Consider the following 14683-nt stretch of genomic DNA (forward strand, 5'->3'; position numbering starts at 1 on the left):
GTTTCACGTTAATACAGCCACATCAAACCGGCTTCAAGATAGTCAGCAGGGCCTGGGCGTGTTCCGCCGCGTCGTGGCCGAGGCTGGTAAGGTAGCCGCCGTCCGCCTGGGTGATCAGCCCTTTCGCATGCAGCCTTTTCGCCGCCGTCACCATTTTCTGCCCTGCAGTCTGGTGCACTTTCAACCCTTCCTGGGTCGTGGTGAGATTGTATTTAGCGAGGATCTCGATTTCATCAATCAGCTCGGGCGTATAGGCCATATAAGCTCCTGGTTATTATCATTCAGCGCAATTGCGGGGACCGGTTTTCCGGATAATACAACGAACTGCCTGAAGTGAAAAACGGTCTGTCGGGAATGAAAAAACAACAGTTCCGAAAATGGCGAGACAGGCTTCGTGTTGAGGATTAGCATAGCCTCTATGAAGACAAACGCCAACCTCGACCATGACACCTGTTACAACGCTCTGATCAGCAGAGATCACCGCTTTGACGGCTGCTTTTTTGTCGGCGTCACCAGCACCGGCGTATACTGCCGACCTGTCTGCGCCGTCCGCAAGCCGAAGAAAGAAAACACGTTGTTTTTCCGAAGCGCCGCAGCAGCGGAGAACGGCGGCTTCCGACCCTGCTTGAAGTGCCGGCCGGAACTCGCTCCCGGGCTCGCGGCGGTGGATAGTAAGCGGCAGCTCGCCCGCGCCGCCTCCAATCTGATTGAACAAGGATTTCTACGTGGACGTTCACTGGCGCAACTGGCTGCGCGGATTGGCGTCAGCGACCGCTATCTGCGCGATCTGTTTCAGAGCGAGTTCGGCGTATCGCCCATTCAGTATTCGCAAACACATCGCCTGTTGCTGGCCAAACAGCTCCTGACAGAGAGCGACCTGTCCATGACGGATGTGGCGTTGGCGGCAGGGTTCAACAGCACCCGCCGCTTTAATGACCTGTTTCAAAAGCACTATGGTTTGATCCCATCCAAAGTGCGACGTCGTTCAGCGCCCACACAGAGCGAGATGATCAGCTTTGAGATGCCCTACCGTCCGCCGTACGCCTGGGACGCCCTGCTCAGCTTTCTCCGCGCCCGGACCATCACCGGCGTGGACGCGGTCGTCGACGGACGTTATCGCAGGATTGTCCGAGTCGAGGCGGGAGAGGACTCCGCCGTGGGCTGGTTTGAAGCCAGCCATGAAGCAGACGCCGCCCGTATTCGCATTCGTCTGGACAGTACGCTCAGCCGCCACATTGGCTACCTCATCAATCGCCTGCGCGCCTTTTTCGATGTTTCCTGCGTCCCGCAGGAGATCAATAAAGTGCTGGGGACCTTAGCGCAAAACGAACCTGGGTTGCGCATTCCTGGCGGCATAGACGGATTTGAAATAGCCGTACGCGCCATTCTCGGACAGCAGATTACCGTCGCGGCGGCGCGTACATTACTGGCCAGGCTGGTGGACAAATTCGGCGAGCCTATTGAAACCCCATTCCCGGAGATTCACCGCGCCTTCCCCAGTGCAGCGTCGCTGGTCGACCTGCCCATTGAGGAACTGGCCTCTCTTGGCGTGATCAGAACGCGGGTTCGCGCCATTCAGGAGATCGCCGCGTCGATGTTGCGAGGGGATTTGACCCTGACTCCAGCCACCAATGTGGAGCAGGAAATACAACGGCTGCACGCCATTCCTGGCATCGGCGACTGGACAGCCCAGTATATCGCTTTGCGCGCCATGTCCTGGCCCGATGGCTTTCCCGCCTCCGATGTGGGCGTACGTAAAGCCCTGGGCGGCGTGGACGCTAAACTGGCTGCGCTGACGGCGGAGGATTGGCGGCCATGGCGAGGTTACGCCGTCATGCATTTATGGAGAAGTTTGGAGACACCCCATGATTGACTATATCGATATCGACTCGCCCTTGGGGCGCGTCCGTCTGGCCGCTCAGAATGGCGAGCTTACCGGCTGCTATTTCGATGGCCAGAAATATTACCCGGAGCTGACGCCAGCGTGGCGCCATCATCCCGATTGCGCCGTTCTGCAGGAAGCGGCGCGCCAGCTTGAACTCTACTTCGCCGGCCAGTTACAGCGTTTCGATCTCCCGCTGGCGCCCAAAGGCACTGCGTTTCAGCAGGAAGTATGGCGCGCCTTATCGGATATTGAGTCCGGGCGACTTTCCACCTATCAACAGATCGCCAACGTTCTGGGTCGCCCCCGCGCCACGCGAGCGGTCGGCGCGGCGGTGGGACGCAACCCTCTCTCCGTCATTATTCCCTGTCATCGCGTCATCGGCGGCAATGGTTCATTGACCGGTTACGCCGGTGGATTGAATAGGAAACAGGCGCTTTTAGAGCTGGAAAAAGCACCGCTCTGAGCCCTCTCAAAAACCGGATATTTCCACCTATATCATTGGCTTGCAAAAGAAGGCATGTTGTCATCTTTAGCCGTATCAGTATGAGCGTCGACTATGGAAAAGAAAGACTTGATTAACCTGCTCGCCCTCGCAGGATTATGGGGCGCCTCCTTCCTATTCATGCGTATCGCAGCGCCGGAATTCGGTCCGGTAGCGATGGTGCAGTTGCGCATAACCATCGCCGCGCTCTGCCTGACGCCCATTATGCTGATCAAATATCGACATCAAGTGCGCTGGGCCCATGTGCCTCACTATATCTTTCTGGGAGTGAGCAACTCCGCTCTGCCCTTCGTCCTGTTGGGATTCGCCACGCTGCACGTGAGCGCCGGTTTCACCTCCATTCTGAACGCCGCCGTGCCTTTATGGAGCGCCATTATCGCCGCGCTCTGGCTGGGGGACTGGCTTAACCGCTGGCAAACAGTCGGGCTGTTGATCGGCTTTCTTGGGGTATCCATTCTGATCGTCAGCAAAGGCGAGTTCTCGCTGAGCGGACCAACCCTGGCGATTATGGCCGCTTTGGCCGCCACTCTCAGTTATGGCTTCTCCGCCAATTACACTAAGCGTTTCATGACCGGCGTGCAGCCCATGGTGTTGGCCGCCGCCAGCCAGATCGCCGCCGCCCTGGCGCTGGCGCCGTTCACCTGGAGTTATATGCCGCAAGGGGATATTTCCACGGCCGCTTGGACTTCAGTGATCGTTATGGGGGTCTTCTCCACGGCTCTGGCGTACATTATTTTCTATGGCCTGCTCTCGCGTATCGGTCCTACCAAAACGGTTACCGTGACCTATTTGATTCCGGTGTTCGCCATGTTTTGGGGTTATGTCATCCTCGACGAGCCAGTCACCATTTATATGCTGAGCGGCTGCCTTGTAGTGTTCGCTGGCACGGCGCTGACCAACAGTTTGATCAAGCCGAAGCTAGCGACGGCGCAGTAGAGGCTGGACTTACCTCCGGGCGCTCGCAGCAGCGCCCTTTCTTTTTACCTTTCTATCTCTTTTTATTTTCTATCTCATTCTACTTTTCCTCTCCCTTTGCTTACTCTCTTCTCCTCTTCTCCTCTTCTCCTCTTCTCCTCTTATCACATACCTCACGTTTTGCGACTTTCCGTGCTTATCTTTCCAGCTCATTGGCGTTGACACATATGAAATTTCATATATATGATATTTCGCATATACGAAACAGGAAATTGTCATGTCTCCCGTCTCATTCTTTAAGTGTCTGGCGGATGAAACCCGCTTGCGCCTGATGCTGCTGATACAAAGCGAAGGCGAGTTATGCGTGTGTGAGTTGACTCACGCCTTACAGGAAATTCAACCGAAGATCTCTCGTCATCTGGCGCAACTCCGCAAGTCCAGCCTGCTGCTGGACAGCAAGCGCGGGCAGTGGGTCTACTATCGACTGAATCCAGCCCTGCCCTACTGGATAAAAGCCACCCTGGAACATACCGCCTCCGGTAATGAGGCGTTTATGCAGGAGGTCAGGAGCAGGCTCGCCGACATGTGCGCAAGGCCCGGCGTCAGTTCCGCCTGCTGCGACTAACGCCGGTGGTCACTCCAACAAATACATATCTTTTTACATATATAAGGAGAGCGATATGAAACGACTGCATGTACACCTGAGCGTCGAAGACCTGCAAGCCAGCGTCCGCTTTTATTCGCGCCTGTTCGCGGCTGAGCCGACTATCCTTAAAGACGACTACGCAAAATGGAAACTGGATGATCCCCGGGTCAACTTCGCCATATCCAATCGTTCCGCCAAACAGGGGTTGGACCACCTGGGCATCCAGGTGGAGAGCGAAGCTGAGCTTGATCAGGTGCGACAGGTAATGGAAGACGCCGGACGCCCCATGACGGAGGAAGAAGGCGCCGCTTGTTGCTACGCCCGCTCCAACAAACACTGGACCATCGACCCAGACGGCGTCGCCTGGGAAGCTTTTCATAGTCTGGAAGCCATTCCCACCTATGGCGACGCAAGCGCCGCAAAGCAGGAAGCGGTGGCTACATCAGCGCAAAAAAGCTGCTGCGCCAGTACGATAAAACCCGACAGCGCCCGTTCCTGCTGCTAAAGTCTGCAGACATCGCCATACCGCTGGATAAACAACACAAACAGGAGTTGGTTATGACAATAAAAATCGGCATCAACGGCTTTGGCCGTATTGGTCGTCTGGCGCTTCGGGCCGCCTGGGATTGGCCCGAGGTGGAGTTTGTAAGGATCAATGACCCCGCCGGCAATGCGGCGACCCACGCCCACCTGCTGAATTTTGATTCCGTCCACGGCCGCTGGGCGCACGAGGCCGTAGCGAGCAATGACGGTATCGACATCAACGGCAAGCACATTGCTCTCAGTGCGGAAAAAGCCATTCCCGGCGCAGACTGGTCCGAGTGCGACGTTGTGATCGAAGCCTCCGGCAAGATGCGCAAGAAAGAGTTACTGCAGGCCTACTTTGCTCAAGGCGTCAAACGCGTCGTGGTTACCGCACCGGTAAAAGAAGAAGGCGTCTTGAATGTGGTGATGGGCGTCAATGATCACTGTTTCATTCCGCAAGCGCATCGCATCGTCACCGCCGCATCCTGCACCACCAATTGCCTGGCCCCCGTGGTGAAAGTCATTCATGAAAACCTGCATTTACGCCACGGCTCCATCACCACCATTCACGACATCACCAATACGCAGACCATTCTCGACGCCGCTCACAAGGACCTGCGACGCGCCCGGGCTTGCGGCATGAGCCTGATTCCAACCACCACCGGCTCCGCCACCGCCATCACGGAAATTTTTCCCGAGCTGTCGGGTCGCCTCAATGGACACGCCATTCGCGTTCCCCTAGCCAATGCATCAATCACTGACTGCGTCTTCGAAGTGGAGAAACCCACCACCGTGGAGGAAGTGAATGCACTGTTTAAAAAGGCGGCGGAGAGCGAACTGAAAGGCATCCTCGGTTATGAGGAGCGCCCGCTGGTGTCCATTGATTACCGCACCGACCCTCGCTCCAGCATCATCGACGCCTTGTCCACCATGGTGGTGAACGAGACGCAAGTGAAAGTCTACGCGTGGTATGACAATGAATGGGCTTACGCCAACCGCACGGTAGAGCTGGCGCGCATGGTCGGCGCCGCATAGCGGGACATTGGGAGCGGAAGTCGTTATGTCCGTCATCGCCAGCCTGTCGCCGCAGGTGCGTCAGTATTTATTGATCACCGGCAATTACTGGGCGTTCACTCTGACCGACGGCGCGTTGCGTATGCTGGTGGTGCTGCATTTTCACCAGCTCGGTTATGCGCCTCTGGACATCGCGCTGCTGTTTCTCTTTTATGAGTTTTTCGGCGTCGTCACCAACCTGTTCGGCGGTTGGCTCGGCGCCCGCATCGGTCTCAACCGCACCATGAATCTGGGGTTGGCGTTACAGGTCATCGCCCTGGCCATGCTGACAGTTCCGTCTTCCTGGTTAAGCATTCCCTGGGTAATGGGCGCCCAGGCTCTGTCCGGCGTCGCCAAAGACCTCAATAAGATGAGCGCCAAAAGCGCCATCAAACTACTGGTCCCCGCCAACGCCCAGAGCAAACTCTATAAGTGGGTGGCGCTGCTGACTGGCTCCAAAAATTCGCTGAAAGGCGTCGGATTTTTTCTTGGCGGCGCCCTGCTGGCGCTGGCCGGATTTCGTGGGTCTGTGGCGGGCATGGCGATAGCGATCATGGTGATCTGGATCGCCAGCCTGTATTGGCTGAAGCAGGACATGGGCAAAGCGAAGAACAAACCCAAGTTCAAGGATATTTTTTCGCAAAGCCGAGCGGTCAATATTCTGTCCGCAGCGCGGTTGTTTCTGTTTGCCTCGCGAGATGTGTGGTTTGTGGTCGCCCTGCCCGTCTTTCTCAGCGAGCAATTGGGATGGGATTTCTGGGGAGTGGGCGGTTTTCTCGCCGCCTGGATTATCGGCTACGGCGTCATACAGTCCATCGCCCCCAGGCTAACCGCAGGCGCAACGCCTGACGGCGTCAGCGCAACCGTCTGGGCCGCTGCGTTGGCGGCGACGCCTGCGGTTATCGCCGCCTGTCTGTACTTGCAGTTTCCACCCGGTCCAACCATCGTCGTGGGCCTGCTGGCGTTCGGCGCCGTCTTCGCCGTCAACTCCTCGCTGCACAGCTATCTGATCGTCAGCTACGCCAAAGAAGACGGCGTCTCCCTCGATGTCGGTTTCTACTACATGGCCAACGCCCTGGGACGCCTATGCGGAACCATCCTGTCAGGCTGGCTGTTCCAAACCGCCGGACTAGCCGCCTGCCTATGGACCTCCGCCGGCTTTATCGCGACGACTGCGGTGATATCGTTGGGGTTGCCGCGACATAAATCCTATAAGGCGAACAACGCGGGTTCGGGCGTGTCGGAGTAGATCTTACAAGTTCAACTTATCCACCAGTCGCTGCAATTGCCCGCTGATGGCGACCAGTTGTTCGCTGCAGCGTTCGCCTTCTTCGGCGGCGCGGCGGCTTTCATCGCTGAGGCTGGAGATTTTCTGGATGTGCTGGTTGACGCTGTCCGTCACTGTGGATTGTTGTTCAGTGGCGGAGGCGATAACGGTGCTCATTTGATAAATTGTGGCGACGGCGGTCTCGCCCTCGCGTAACTGTTGGTCGGATAATTGATTTTTCTCCGCCGCAGCGCGAGAGATGGCGTCTTGCCGGGTAATGAGTTCTACCGTCGCATTGGCGCCGCGCATCACTTTCTCGATGATGCCGCGAATTTCGTCGGTGGAGCTGGAAGTACGCTGGGCCAGTTGGCGTACTTCATCCGCGACGACGGCGAAACCCCGCCCCATTTCGCCTGCGCGGGCGGCTTCAATCGCCGCATTCAACGCCAAGAGATTCGTCTGCTCGGCGACGCCCTGAATGACCGCCAATACTTTCTCTATATCCTGACTGTCCTTCTGAAGCTGTGCGATGACGGCGTTGCTATGGCCGATGCTGTCCTGCAGATCATTCATTCCCTGGATCGCCGCAGCCATGGCTTGCTGCCCGGCTTTCACCGTCTCCGTCGCGCGGGAGGCGGAATCAGAAGCGTCCTGTGTGGTCTGCGCCACATCGCGAATGGAGGCGCTCATTTCGTTGACTTCCGTGGCGCACATGGCCGCCAGGTCATTCTGCGCATCGATTTTATCCGTCAACGCGCTGGACAACGCCTTCATCTGTGCGCTGACCGCCACCACACTGCTGGCTTGATCCGTAATGGTCCGGGCCAGTTGCGACAGATAATCGCGCAACTCGCTGCTGGAGCGGCCCAGACTATCAATTTCCTTCACTCGGGAAGAAATCCGCTGTTTATCCGTGAAATCCCCATTCGCCAGCGCCCTGAGAGAAGGCGTAATCGCTTGGATGCGCCGGGCGATGCGCGCCTGAATGAATGCAAACACTAATGCGAGAATCATTACTGTCGCTACAGAAGCGCCCAAGGCCCAATACACCGACTGCACAATGCGTTCGCGCTGAGCGTCAATAACCGCGCGTACGTCGCTGATCGCTGAGGTTAGCGCGGTCAGCAGCTGTTCCGCCCGCACATGCGAGTTATGGATGTTCTCAATGATCTGACGGGTGTTATCCAACTCTCGCAGATAGCGCCCAGACAAACTTTGCAGCTCACTGCGATAGTCCTCCACCAGATCGTATTGCTCAGCATCCGACCCGCTCTCGCCCGTCAGCATACTGAGAAAGTCGTCTGTTTCCTTCTCGCTCATCACGCCAAGGGGCTCCAGTCCCGCGAGCGCAGCGATGTTATCCACCAGTTGGCGATGGCTGTTGGTGACCGTCTCATACAGACTGGCGTCAGAAGTTCTGAAGTAGTTTTCGCGCTTTTCGCTCAGCCCCAACAGGCTTTCATAGGCGGCAGCGATCTTGACGAAGTATTCCCCCGCCGCCTCCGGTTTCTCTTCCATGCCCTTTCGGGCGTATCCGGATAGCAGTGACAGTTGATCGGAAATCTCCCGCTCATTCTGTTGCAGTAATTGCTGGGTATTGCCGGAAAGCTTGCCCGAGGCTCGCAGATCCGTGCGCATGAATTCGGACAACGTCTGCAGCGGCGCCGCAATCGCCGTCTGGATATCCGGAGGGAACTGCGCCAGCTTTACCTCATTTAGCTCGCGGACCGTGCCTTCCATAGCGGTCAGCAGCGTCGCCTCCCCCGTGGAAAGATAACCGTTGAGTTGTCCCGCCAGGGTTTCGTTTACCGTGGCGCGGGTATCCTGGTAGGCCAGATTCAGTTGCTCAGGCAAAGACAGCCGATACATGCTGAAAGCCAGCACGCCAGCCATCGCCAGCAACACCACCATTAACACAAAGGTGTTCAGTCTACTGATGAAAAGTATGGAAAATTGACGACCAGGCAAAACAACGACCCTATGAGCAATCACAAGATAAGACCGCTTTACTGAAGTTTCATCTGTCACATGAACCTTCAAAATCGCGGCGTGTTGGAAAGAAACAATAGTACAAGCAAGCCTATATAAGCATACAAATGGATTATGACAAAAGGATTGCAAACACTCTTAATCCTGCCATTGCAGGCGACTTCCGAGTCATAGAACAGCTCGCCATTACCCGCTTGCAACCGCAGCGTCCAATTGAATTGCGTCCGGGTTGACCTAGACTTTTAAACACACTCAAGGAACCCGAGAAGGTCGCTCTAATGCTGAATACGATCTCCGTGCGCCAAAAGATGTACGCTCTTATTGCAGTCGCCATTGCAGGCACGCTCATCCTGTTGATTCTGGCGCTTTACACTCACTACAAAACGCTGGAAGAAGCCCGCAAAAAAGAACTCCGCCATCTGGTGGAAAGCGGATATTCCATCATTGAGAGTCACTACCAGTCTTTCCAAAATGGCGTACTCACCGAAACCGAAGCCAAATCCCGGGCTCTGGAAGACATCTCCAAACTGCGCTACGACAATGGCAACTACTTCTGGGTGAATGACTACCACCCCCACGTGGTGATGCATCCCATCAAACCCGAACTGAACGGCAAAGACGCCACGGGAATCAAAGATCCCAACGGCAAAGCCCTGTTCGTGGCGTTTGCGGAGAAAGTGAAAGCAGACGGAGAAGGTGTGGTTGACTATTTCTGGCCCAAACCCGGTTTCGACAAACCCGTGGAAAAATTCTCCTTTGTGAAGGGATTCGCTCCCTGGCAGTGGGTATTGGGGACCGGCGCCTATGTGAACGATATCAAAGCGGAGTTTCAAAGCAGCCTGATTGCGGGCCTGATCATCGCACTGGTCATCGCCTGCTCGCTGGTGATCATACGCAGCATTAGCCTGCCCCTGTCCCAGATTGAAAAAGTGCTGCTGGACGTAAAAGAGAACGGCGATCTGTCCCGTCGTATCGAGAGCGTGCGAGAAGACGAGCTGGGCAGAGTGGCCAACGCCACCAACCACTTGTTCGATCGCTGGCAAAAATTCATCGGAGAGGCGGGGGATTCGGTGAAGAAACTCGGCGACGGCGACTTCAATTCTCCCATCACTTCCGAATACAAAGGCGATATGCAAAAGTTGCGCGAGCACATCAATCACTCCATCGCCGTCACCGGGCGTTCGATGGGCCGCATCAACTCCGTCATGGAGGCCATGGCCGCAGGTCGCCTGACCACACTTGAAGAGGACCATCGCACCCAAGGCGAATTCGCGCGCACCCTCACGCTGGTCAATAAAGCCGTGGAGCAGTTCCAGCACACGATTCGCCTCGTACAGGAACGACTTCAGGCGATGCGCGAAGGGGCTTTCGACGACCGTATTGAAGAATCCTTCCCTGGCGACCTCAATCACCTGAAGATAGCGATCAATGACACACTGGAGACGCTGGCCTCCAGCTTCGCCAGGCTGGAAGAGAGTTTCCGCCGTCTGAGCCAGGGTCAGTTGGATCTGAAGACCCGGGACAAACAACCCGGGCAGTTCGGCGAATTACAGGAACACCTGCGTCGGACCATCAAGTCACTGCATGAGATCGCCATTCAATGCCGCTCCGACAGTAAAAACCTCACCGCCAGCACCGGCGAAGTCTCCAGCGCCTCCAGAGATTTATCCCGCCGCACCGAGGAGCAGGCATCTGCGATTGAAAGCGCAACACGTCTGATTGGAGAGCTGCGTGAGGAACTGGACAACACCTCTGAACTGGCCAACGCCACGCGCAATGTCTCCGAAACCGCCGCCAAAGAGGCGCAGCTCGGCCTTAGCGTATCCGCCACCACGCTGGAGGCGATGTCTTCCATCAAGTCATCCAGCGAGAAGATCAACAACATTATCCGGGTTATCAACGACATCGCCTTCCAGACCAATCTGCTGGCGCTGAATGCATCCGTCGAAGCGGCCCGGGCGGGTGAGCAAGGTCGAGGATTCTCAGTGGTGGCGGCGGAGGTGCGCGCCCTGGCGCAGCGTTCCGCGGACGCCGCCAAAGACATCAAAAACCTGATTGAACTGGCGGTGACTGGCGTGGGCAATGGCTCCGATCAGGTCTCGCAAATGGCGGAGCAGTTAAAAACCATCGCCGCAGGCATCGAAGAAGTCAGCGGCAGAATTTCCAGCGTATCGCAATCCAATGCAGTGCAAACCACCCGGATTCGCGACGTGTTCACCCAGCTGGAACAGCTAAAGGATATCACCCATCGCAACGCCTCCATGGCGGATAAAACCGCCGCCACCAGCGAGTCGTTGGTCAATATGGCGGACTCGCTGGATGACAAGCTCAGTTTCTTCAAGACTTAGGGAGCCTCTGAAAAACGTTGGCGAGGCCATCAGTGCAAGGAAAAAGTCGGCGAAAAAGCGCAGTTTATCGTGAATAAATGAGCATTTTGAGCCGACTTTTGACGCTGCAATGGCGGCCGCAGGTAGTTTTTCAGAGGTTCCTTAGTTTATTCGGGACATGGCTTTTCAAATCTAGACATAAGCTGAGTCAGGACGTCAGCGCTGATGCCTTTCGAATAACCGGGTCTGAAAAAACTGCCAGAGGCCGCTGACCAGACACCCGATAATCAACGCGATGGACAGCGGCAGCTTGAACTGCGCGTATCCGGTAAGAAAAAAGCCGGCGTGAATCAGGAACGTGAGCATGCCGAGGCCCGCGCAGGCATAAGAAAACAGAGGCGCGTTGCGTTTTTTCAGCAACACTTGTCGATATCCGTATAGCAGGATGGGTAACGCCAACATGTTGAAAATCAGATATCCCTGTACGCCTCCCGGAAGTTGAAACATCTCCCACTCCTTCCAGTAAGCGGCGTCAATCTGGTGGAAAATCAACAAACATAAGGTCGTCAGATAACTACGCTCCATGCTCTATCCTCCCGCGACGGTTCCCGTCCCAGTTTTATTTTTATTGGATCTCTTGTTTGCTTTACAGGCTGAACGTCATTAACCTGCGCCGGATAGTGTATGGCCGCCGGCTCGGCGATAACAATACTTGATTGATTTATCCTGCGAACCGCCTTATAACTGCCGAAATCCCGTCCCTGGGTGCTTATTATTCCACTTGGCCAGCCGTTCCGCCTATGCAAGACGATTTCGTTTATTCTCCCCCAACCGAGCCCTGGTTGGAGACGCTGTATGAAGACAAGGACATTATTGTCGTCAACAAACCCAGCGGCATTCTTACCACTCCCGGGCGCGGCGCGCATTTGTATGACAGCGTCTGGAGCCGGGTAAAGGAGAAATACCCCTTATCTCATGTGGTGCATCGGCTGGATCTGGCAACCTCCGGCGTGCTGGTGCTGGCCCTGAGGCGCAATGCGGAAAAAGAGCTGAAACGGCAGTTCATGGAGCGCGAAGTGCGCAAAACCTATATCGCCAAAGTCTGGGGCGTGATCAAGGAAGACCAGGGCGAAGTGGATCTGCCGCTGATCTGCGACTGGCCCAACCGTCCTAAACAGAAAGTCTGTTTCGAGCACGGCAAACCGGCGGTGACCGGTTATCGCGTGTTATCGCGGGAAGATAACGCCACCCTGGTGGAGCTCTACCCGGTTACCGGCCGTTCGCACCAACTGCGCGTGCATATGCTGTCCCTTGGCCATCCCATTCTCGGCGATCGTTTCTACGCGTCTCCGGAAGCGCTGGCCGCCAGCGACCGCCTGTTGCTGCACGCGCAATCCCTGAGCTTTAAACATCCCTATTCTGGCGAGGACATGACTTTCCAGGTTCCTGCCGATTTCGCCTGAAGCTTCTGATAACAATTCACGCTCCAACCGATACAAAATATCTTTAAAATCAATCACATAATAATTTCACCCTTGCGCCATGCTAAACTAAGGGCGCGCCGGGCTGCGTCCCGCCATGACGGCGGGGCAGTCTGGCGCCGAGTCCCTTAACCTCACATCTTCGGAGTCCATATGCCACATCGCGCGCATTTGCGTTCGGTACGTCTGGCTAGCGCCTTTGTCGATAGCTGCATCAAAGAACCCTATAACCTCCATCGCTTTCGCAAGGACCTGATCGCCGGCGTGACCGTGGGCATTATCGCCATCCCCCTGGCCATGGCGCTGGCTATCGCCAGTGGCGTGCCGCCGCAGCACGGCCTTTACACCGCCATGATCGCCGGATTTTTGATTGCGCTGACCGGCGGCTCCCGTCTGAGCATATCCGGACCCACCGCCGCATTTGTGGTGATCCTGTTCCCCATCGCCTCGGAATTTGGACTCGCAGGCCTATTGATGGCGACGCTGATGTCCGGCTTCATTCTGGTCGGATTGGCTTTGGCCCGCCTGGGCAGACTGATTGAATACATCCCAGAGCCCGTCACCCTGGGCTTCACGTCCGGTATCGCCATCGTCATCGCCACGTTGCAGGTGAAAGACTTTTTCGGGCTCAGCCTCACCGAAATGCCGGAAACCTATATCGGCAAAGTCCATGCGCTGGCGCTGGCGCTCCCGACGCTGGACTGGGCGAACATTCTGGTGGCGTCTCTCACCCTGGCGTTACTGATACTGTGGCCGCGCCTGAAGATGCCGGTCCCGGGCCATCTTCCCGCCGTTCTGCTCGGCGTCGCCGTTTCCCTCGCGCTGGCGTCGGCGGGCCATCCCGTAGACACCATCGGCTCTCGTTTTACCTATCCCCTGGCGGACGGCGGCGTGGGGCACGGCATTCCCAGTTTATTTCCGGATTTCACTTGGCCCTGGCTACAACCGGGCCCGGACGGCCAGCCGTTGGCCTGGACCTGGAGCACCTTCGAACAGCTTCTACCGGCGGCGTTTTCCATCGCCATGTTGGGCGCCATTGAGTCGCTGCTGTGCGCCGTAGTTCTGGACGGCATGACCGGGCGCCGTCATCAGGCCAACGGCGAGTTGCTCGGCCAGGGCATCGGCAATCTGGTGGTTCCCTTCTTCGGCGGCATCACGGCGACCGCCGCCATCGCGCGCTCCACCGCCAACTACCGTTCCGGCGCAGAGTCCCCGGTCTCCGGCATGGTGCACGCGGCCGTGGTTCTGGCGGGTCTGATCGCCCTGGGCCCTTTGCTCGCCTATCTGCCAATGGCTTCCATGGCGGCGCTGTTATTAATGGTGGCGTGGAACATGAGCGAAGCGCATAAAGTCGTCGCGCTGATCAAGAAGGCCCCCACCGGCGATATTCTGGTATTGATGACCTGCCTCACACTCACCGTGCTGTTCGATATGGTGTTGGCGATCTCCGCCGGCATCGTCATGGCGGCGTTGCTGTTCATGCGCGATATATCGATGATGACCAAGGTCTCCGATATCTCCAGCCATCCCAAGCTGATCTCCACGCCACTGCCGGACAATTGGGCGGTGTACAAGATCAACGGCCCCTTATTTTTCGCCGCGGCTGACAGGGTATTTTCCGAGCTGGACATGCTGACGGAAACGAAACAGGGGCTGATTCTGTACATGGACGCAGTGTCCCTGCTGGACGCCGGCGGGCTTTCCGCCTTTAACAAGTTCGTCCAGTCGCGCCAACAACGTGGATGCCAACTCATCCTGGCGGACTTGCAGTTTCAACCGTTGCGCACCCTGGCCAAAGCCAACGTCAAACCCATCGAGGGCGCTTTGCGCTTCGCCCCTACCCTCAGCGACGCCTTGCAATTAATTAATAATCCCTCCACCTGACTCCTGCTTCTTGTGCGCCGGGACTTCCCGGCGTTCGCCCCAGACGCGACAAGTGGTTAAATTTCATTAATTTTGCTCGGTCGCGGTATTTTTTTCTTATATTTAAGCCCCTATTTTTATCGCGCCCGGGAATCGGGCTTATTGACGTTTCGACATTGAAAAGTCAAAAGCCCACGCCCCCCGGAATCATCTCGGCGCAATGCCGAAAC

The 14683-nt window shown here is 56.5% G+C and carries 13 protein-coding genes; 10 read left to right on the forward strand and 3 right to left on the reverse strand.

Annotated features, from left to right (window positions below):
• Positions 1–22: 22 nt before the first annotated feature.
• Positions 23–259, reverse strand: coding sequence for a TIGR02647 family protein (locus KP814_RS12685; RefSeq protein ID WP_011398411.1), 237 nt, complete (start codon positions 257–259; stop codon positions 23–25).
• A gap of 159 nt (positions 260–418) precedes the next feature.
• On the opposite strand from KP814_RS12685, the gene KP814_RS12690 reads away from it, so the two are divergent.
• From KP814_RS12690 to arsJ, 7 genes are all read left to right on the forward strand, one after another.
• A complete protein-coding gene (locus tag KP814_RS12690) occupies positions 419–1873 on the forward strand; it encodes a DNA-3-methyladenine glycosylase 2 family protein (RefSeq protein ID WP_216737116.1) in 1455 nt (484 codons plus the stop codon).
• Positions 1866–2348 (forward strand): methylated-DNA--[protein]-cysteine S-methyltransferase, encoded by a 483-nt coding sequence (locus tag KP814_RS12695; RefSeq protein WP_216737117.1) that lies wholly within the window; start codon positions 1866–1868, stop codon positions 2346–2348. The genes KP814_RS12690 and KP814_RS12695 overlap by 8 nt, the downstream gene beginning before the upstream one ends.
• A gap of 93 nt (positions 2349–2441) precedes the next feature.
• Entirely contained in the window at positions 2442–3323 is an 882-nt protein-coding gene (locus KP814_RS12700; protein ID WP_216737118.1) for a DMT family transporter, read from the forward strand.
• A 256-nt stretch (positions 3324–3579) separates the two neighbouring features.
• Positions 3580–3927, forward strand: a complete 348-nt coding sequence (locus KP814_RS12705; RefSeq protein WP_216737119.1) for a metalloregulator ArsR/SmtB family transcription factor — start codon at positions 3580–3582, stop codon at positions 3925–3927.
• Between the two features lie 55 nt (positions 3928–3982).
• Positions 3983–4453, forward strand: coding sequence for an ArsI/CadI family heavy metal resistance metalloenzyme (locus tag KP814_RS12710; protein WP_216737120.1), 471 nt, complete (start codon positions 3983–3985; stop codon positions 4451–4453).
• Between the two features lie 53 nt (positions 4454–4506).
• The gene (locus KP814_RS12715) at positions 4507–5508 is read left to right on the forward strand and encodes an ArsJ-associated glyceraldehyde-3-phosphate dehydrogenase (RefSeq protein WP_127969540.1); all 1002 of its coding nucleotides are present in this window, start codon (positions 4507–4509) and stop codon (positions 5506–5508) included.
• A 25-nt stretch (positions 5509–5533) separates the two neighbouring features.
• A complete protein-coding gene (gene arsJ, locus KP814_RS12720; RefSeq protein WP_216737121.1) occupies positions 5534–6775 on the forward strand; it encodes an organoarsenical effux MFS transporter ArsJ in 1242 nt (413 codons plus the stop codon).
• 3 nt (positions 6776–6778) lie between these two features.
• Here the strand turns inward: arsJ and KP814_RS12725 are convergent, their stop codons facing one another.
• A complete protein-coding gene (locus tag KP814_RS12725) occupies positions 6779–8761 on the reverse strand; it encodes a methyl-accepting chemotaxis protein (protein WP_216737122.1) in 1983 nt (660 codons plus the stop codon).
• Between the two features lie 299 nt (positions 8762–9060).
• Here KP814_RS12725 and KP814_RS12730 point away from each other — a divergent pair, with 299 nt between their 5' ends.
• A complete protein-coding gene (locus KP814_RS12730; RefSeq protein WP_216737123.1) occupies positions 9061–11130 on the forward strand; it encodes a methyl-accepting chemotaxis protein in 2070 nt (689 codons plus the stop codon).
• Between the two features lie 195 nt (positions 11131–11325).
• Here KP814_RS12730 and KP814_RS12735 read toward each other — a convergent pair whose 3' ends face one another.
• Positions 11326–11694 (reverse strand): DUF6713 family protein, encoded by a 369-nt coding sequence (locus KP814_RS12735; protein WP_216737124.1) that lies wholly within the window; start codon positions 11692–11694, stop codon positions 11326–11328.
• Positions 11695–11909: 215 nt separating this feature from the next.
• Here KP814_RS12735 and rluA point away from each other — a divergent pair, with 215 nt between their 5' ends.
• Both rluA and dauA read left to right on the forward strand, forming a co-directional pair.
• Positions 11910–12572, forward strand: a complete 663-nt coding sequence (gene rluA, locus KP814_RS12740) for a bifunctional tRNA pseudouridine(32) synthase/23S rRNA pseudouridine(746) synthase RluA (RefSeq protein WP_216737125.1) — start codon at positions 11910–11912, stop codon at positions 12570–12572.
• Positions 12573–12743: 171 nt separating this feature from the next.
• Positions 12744–14474, forward strand: a complete 1731-nt coding sequence (dauA, locus tag KP814_RS12745) for a C4-dicarboxylic acid transporter DauA (protein WP_216737126.1) — start codon at positions 12744–12746, stop codon at positions 14472–14474.
• Positions 14475–14683 lie beyond the last annotated feature (209 nt).

It is taken from the genome of Hahella sp. HN01 (assembly GCF_018986435.1).
Lineage (GTDB): Bacteria > Pseudomonadota > Gammaproteobacteria > Pseudomonadales > Oleiphilaceae > Hahella.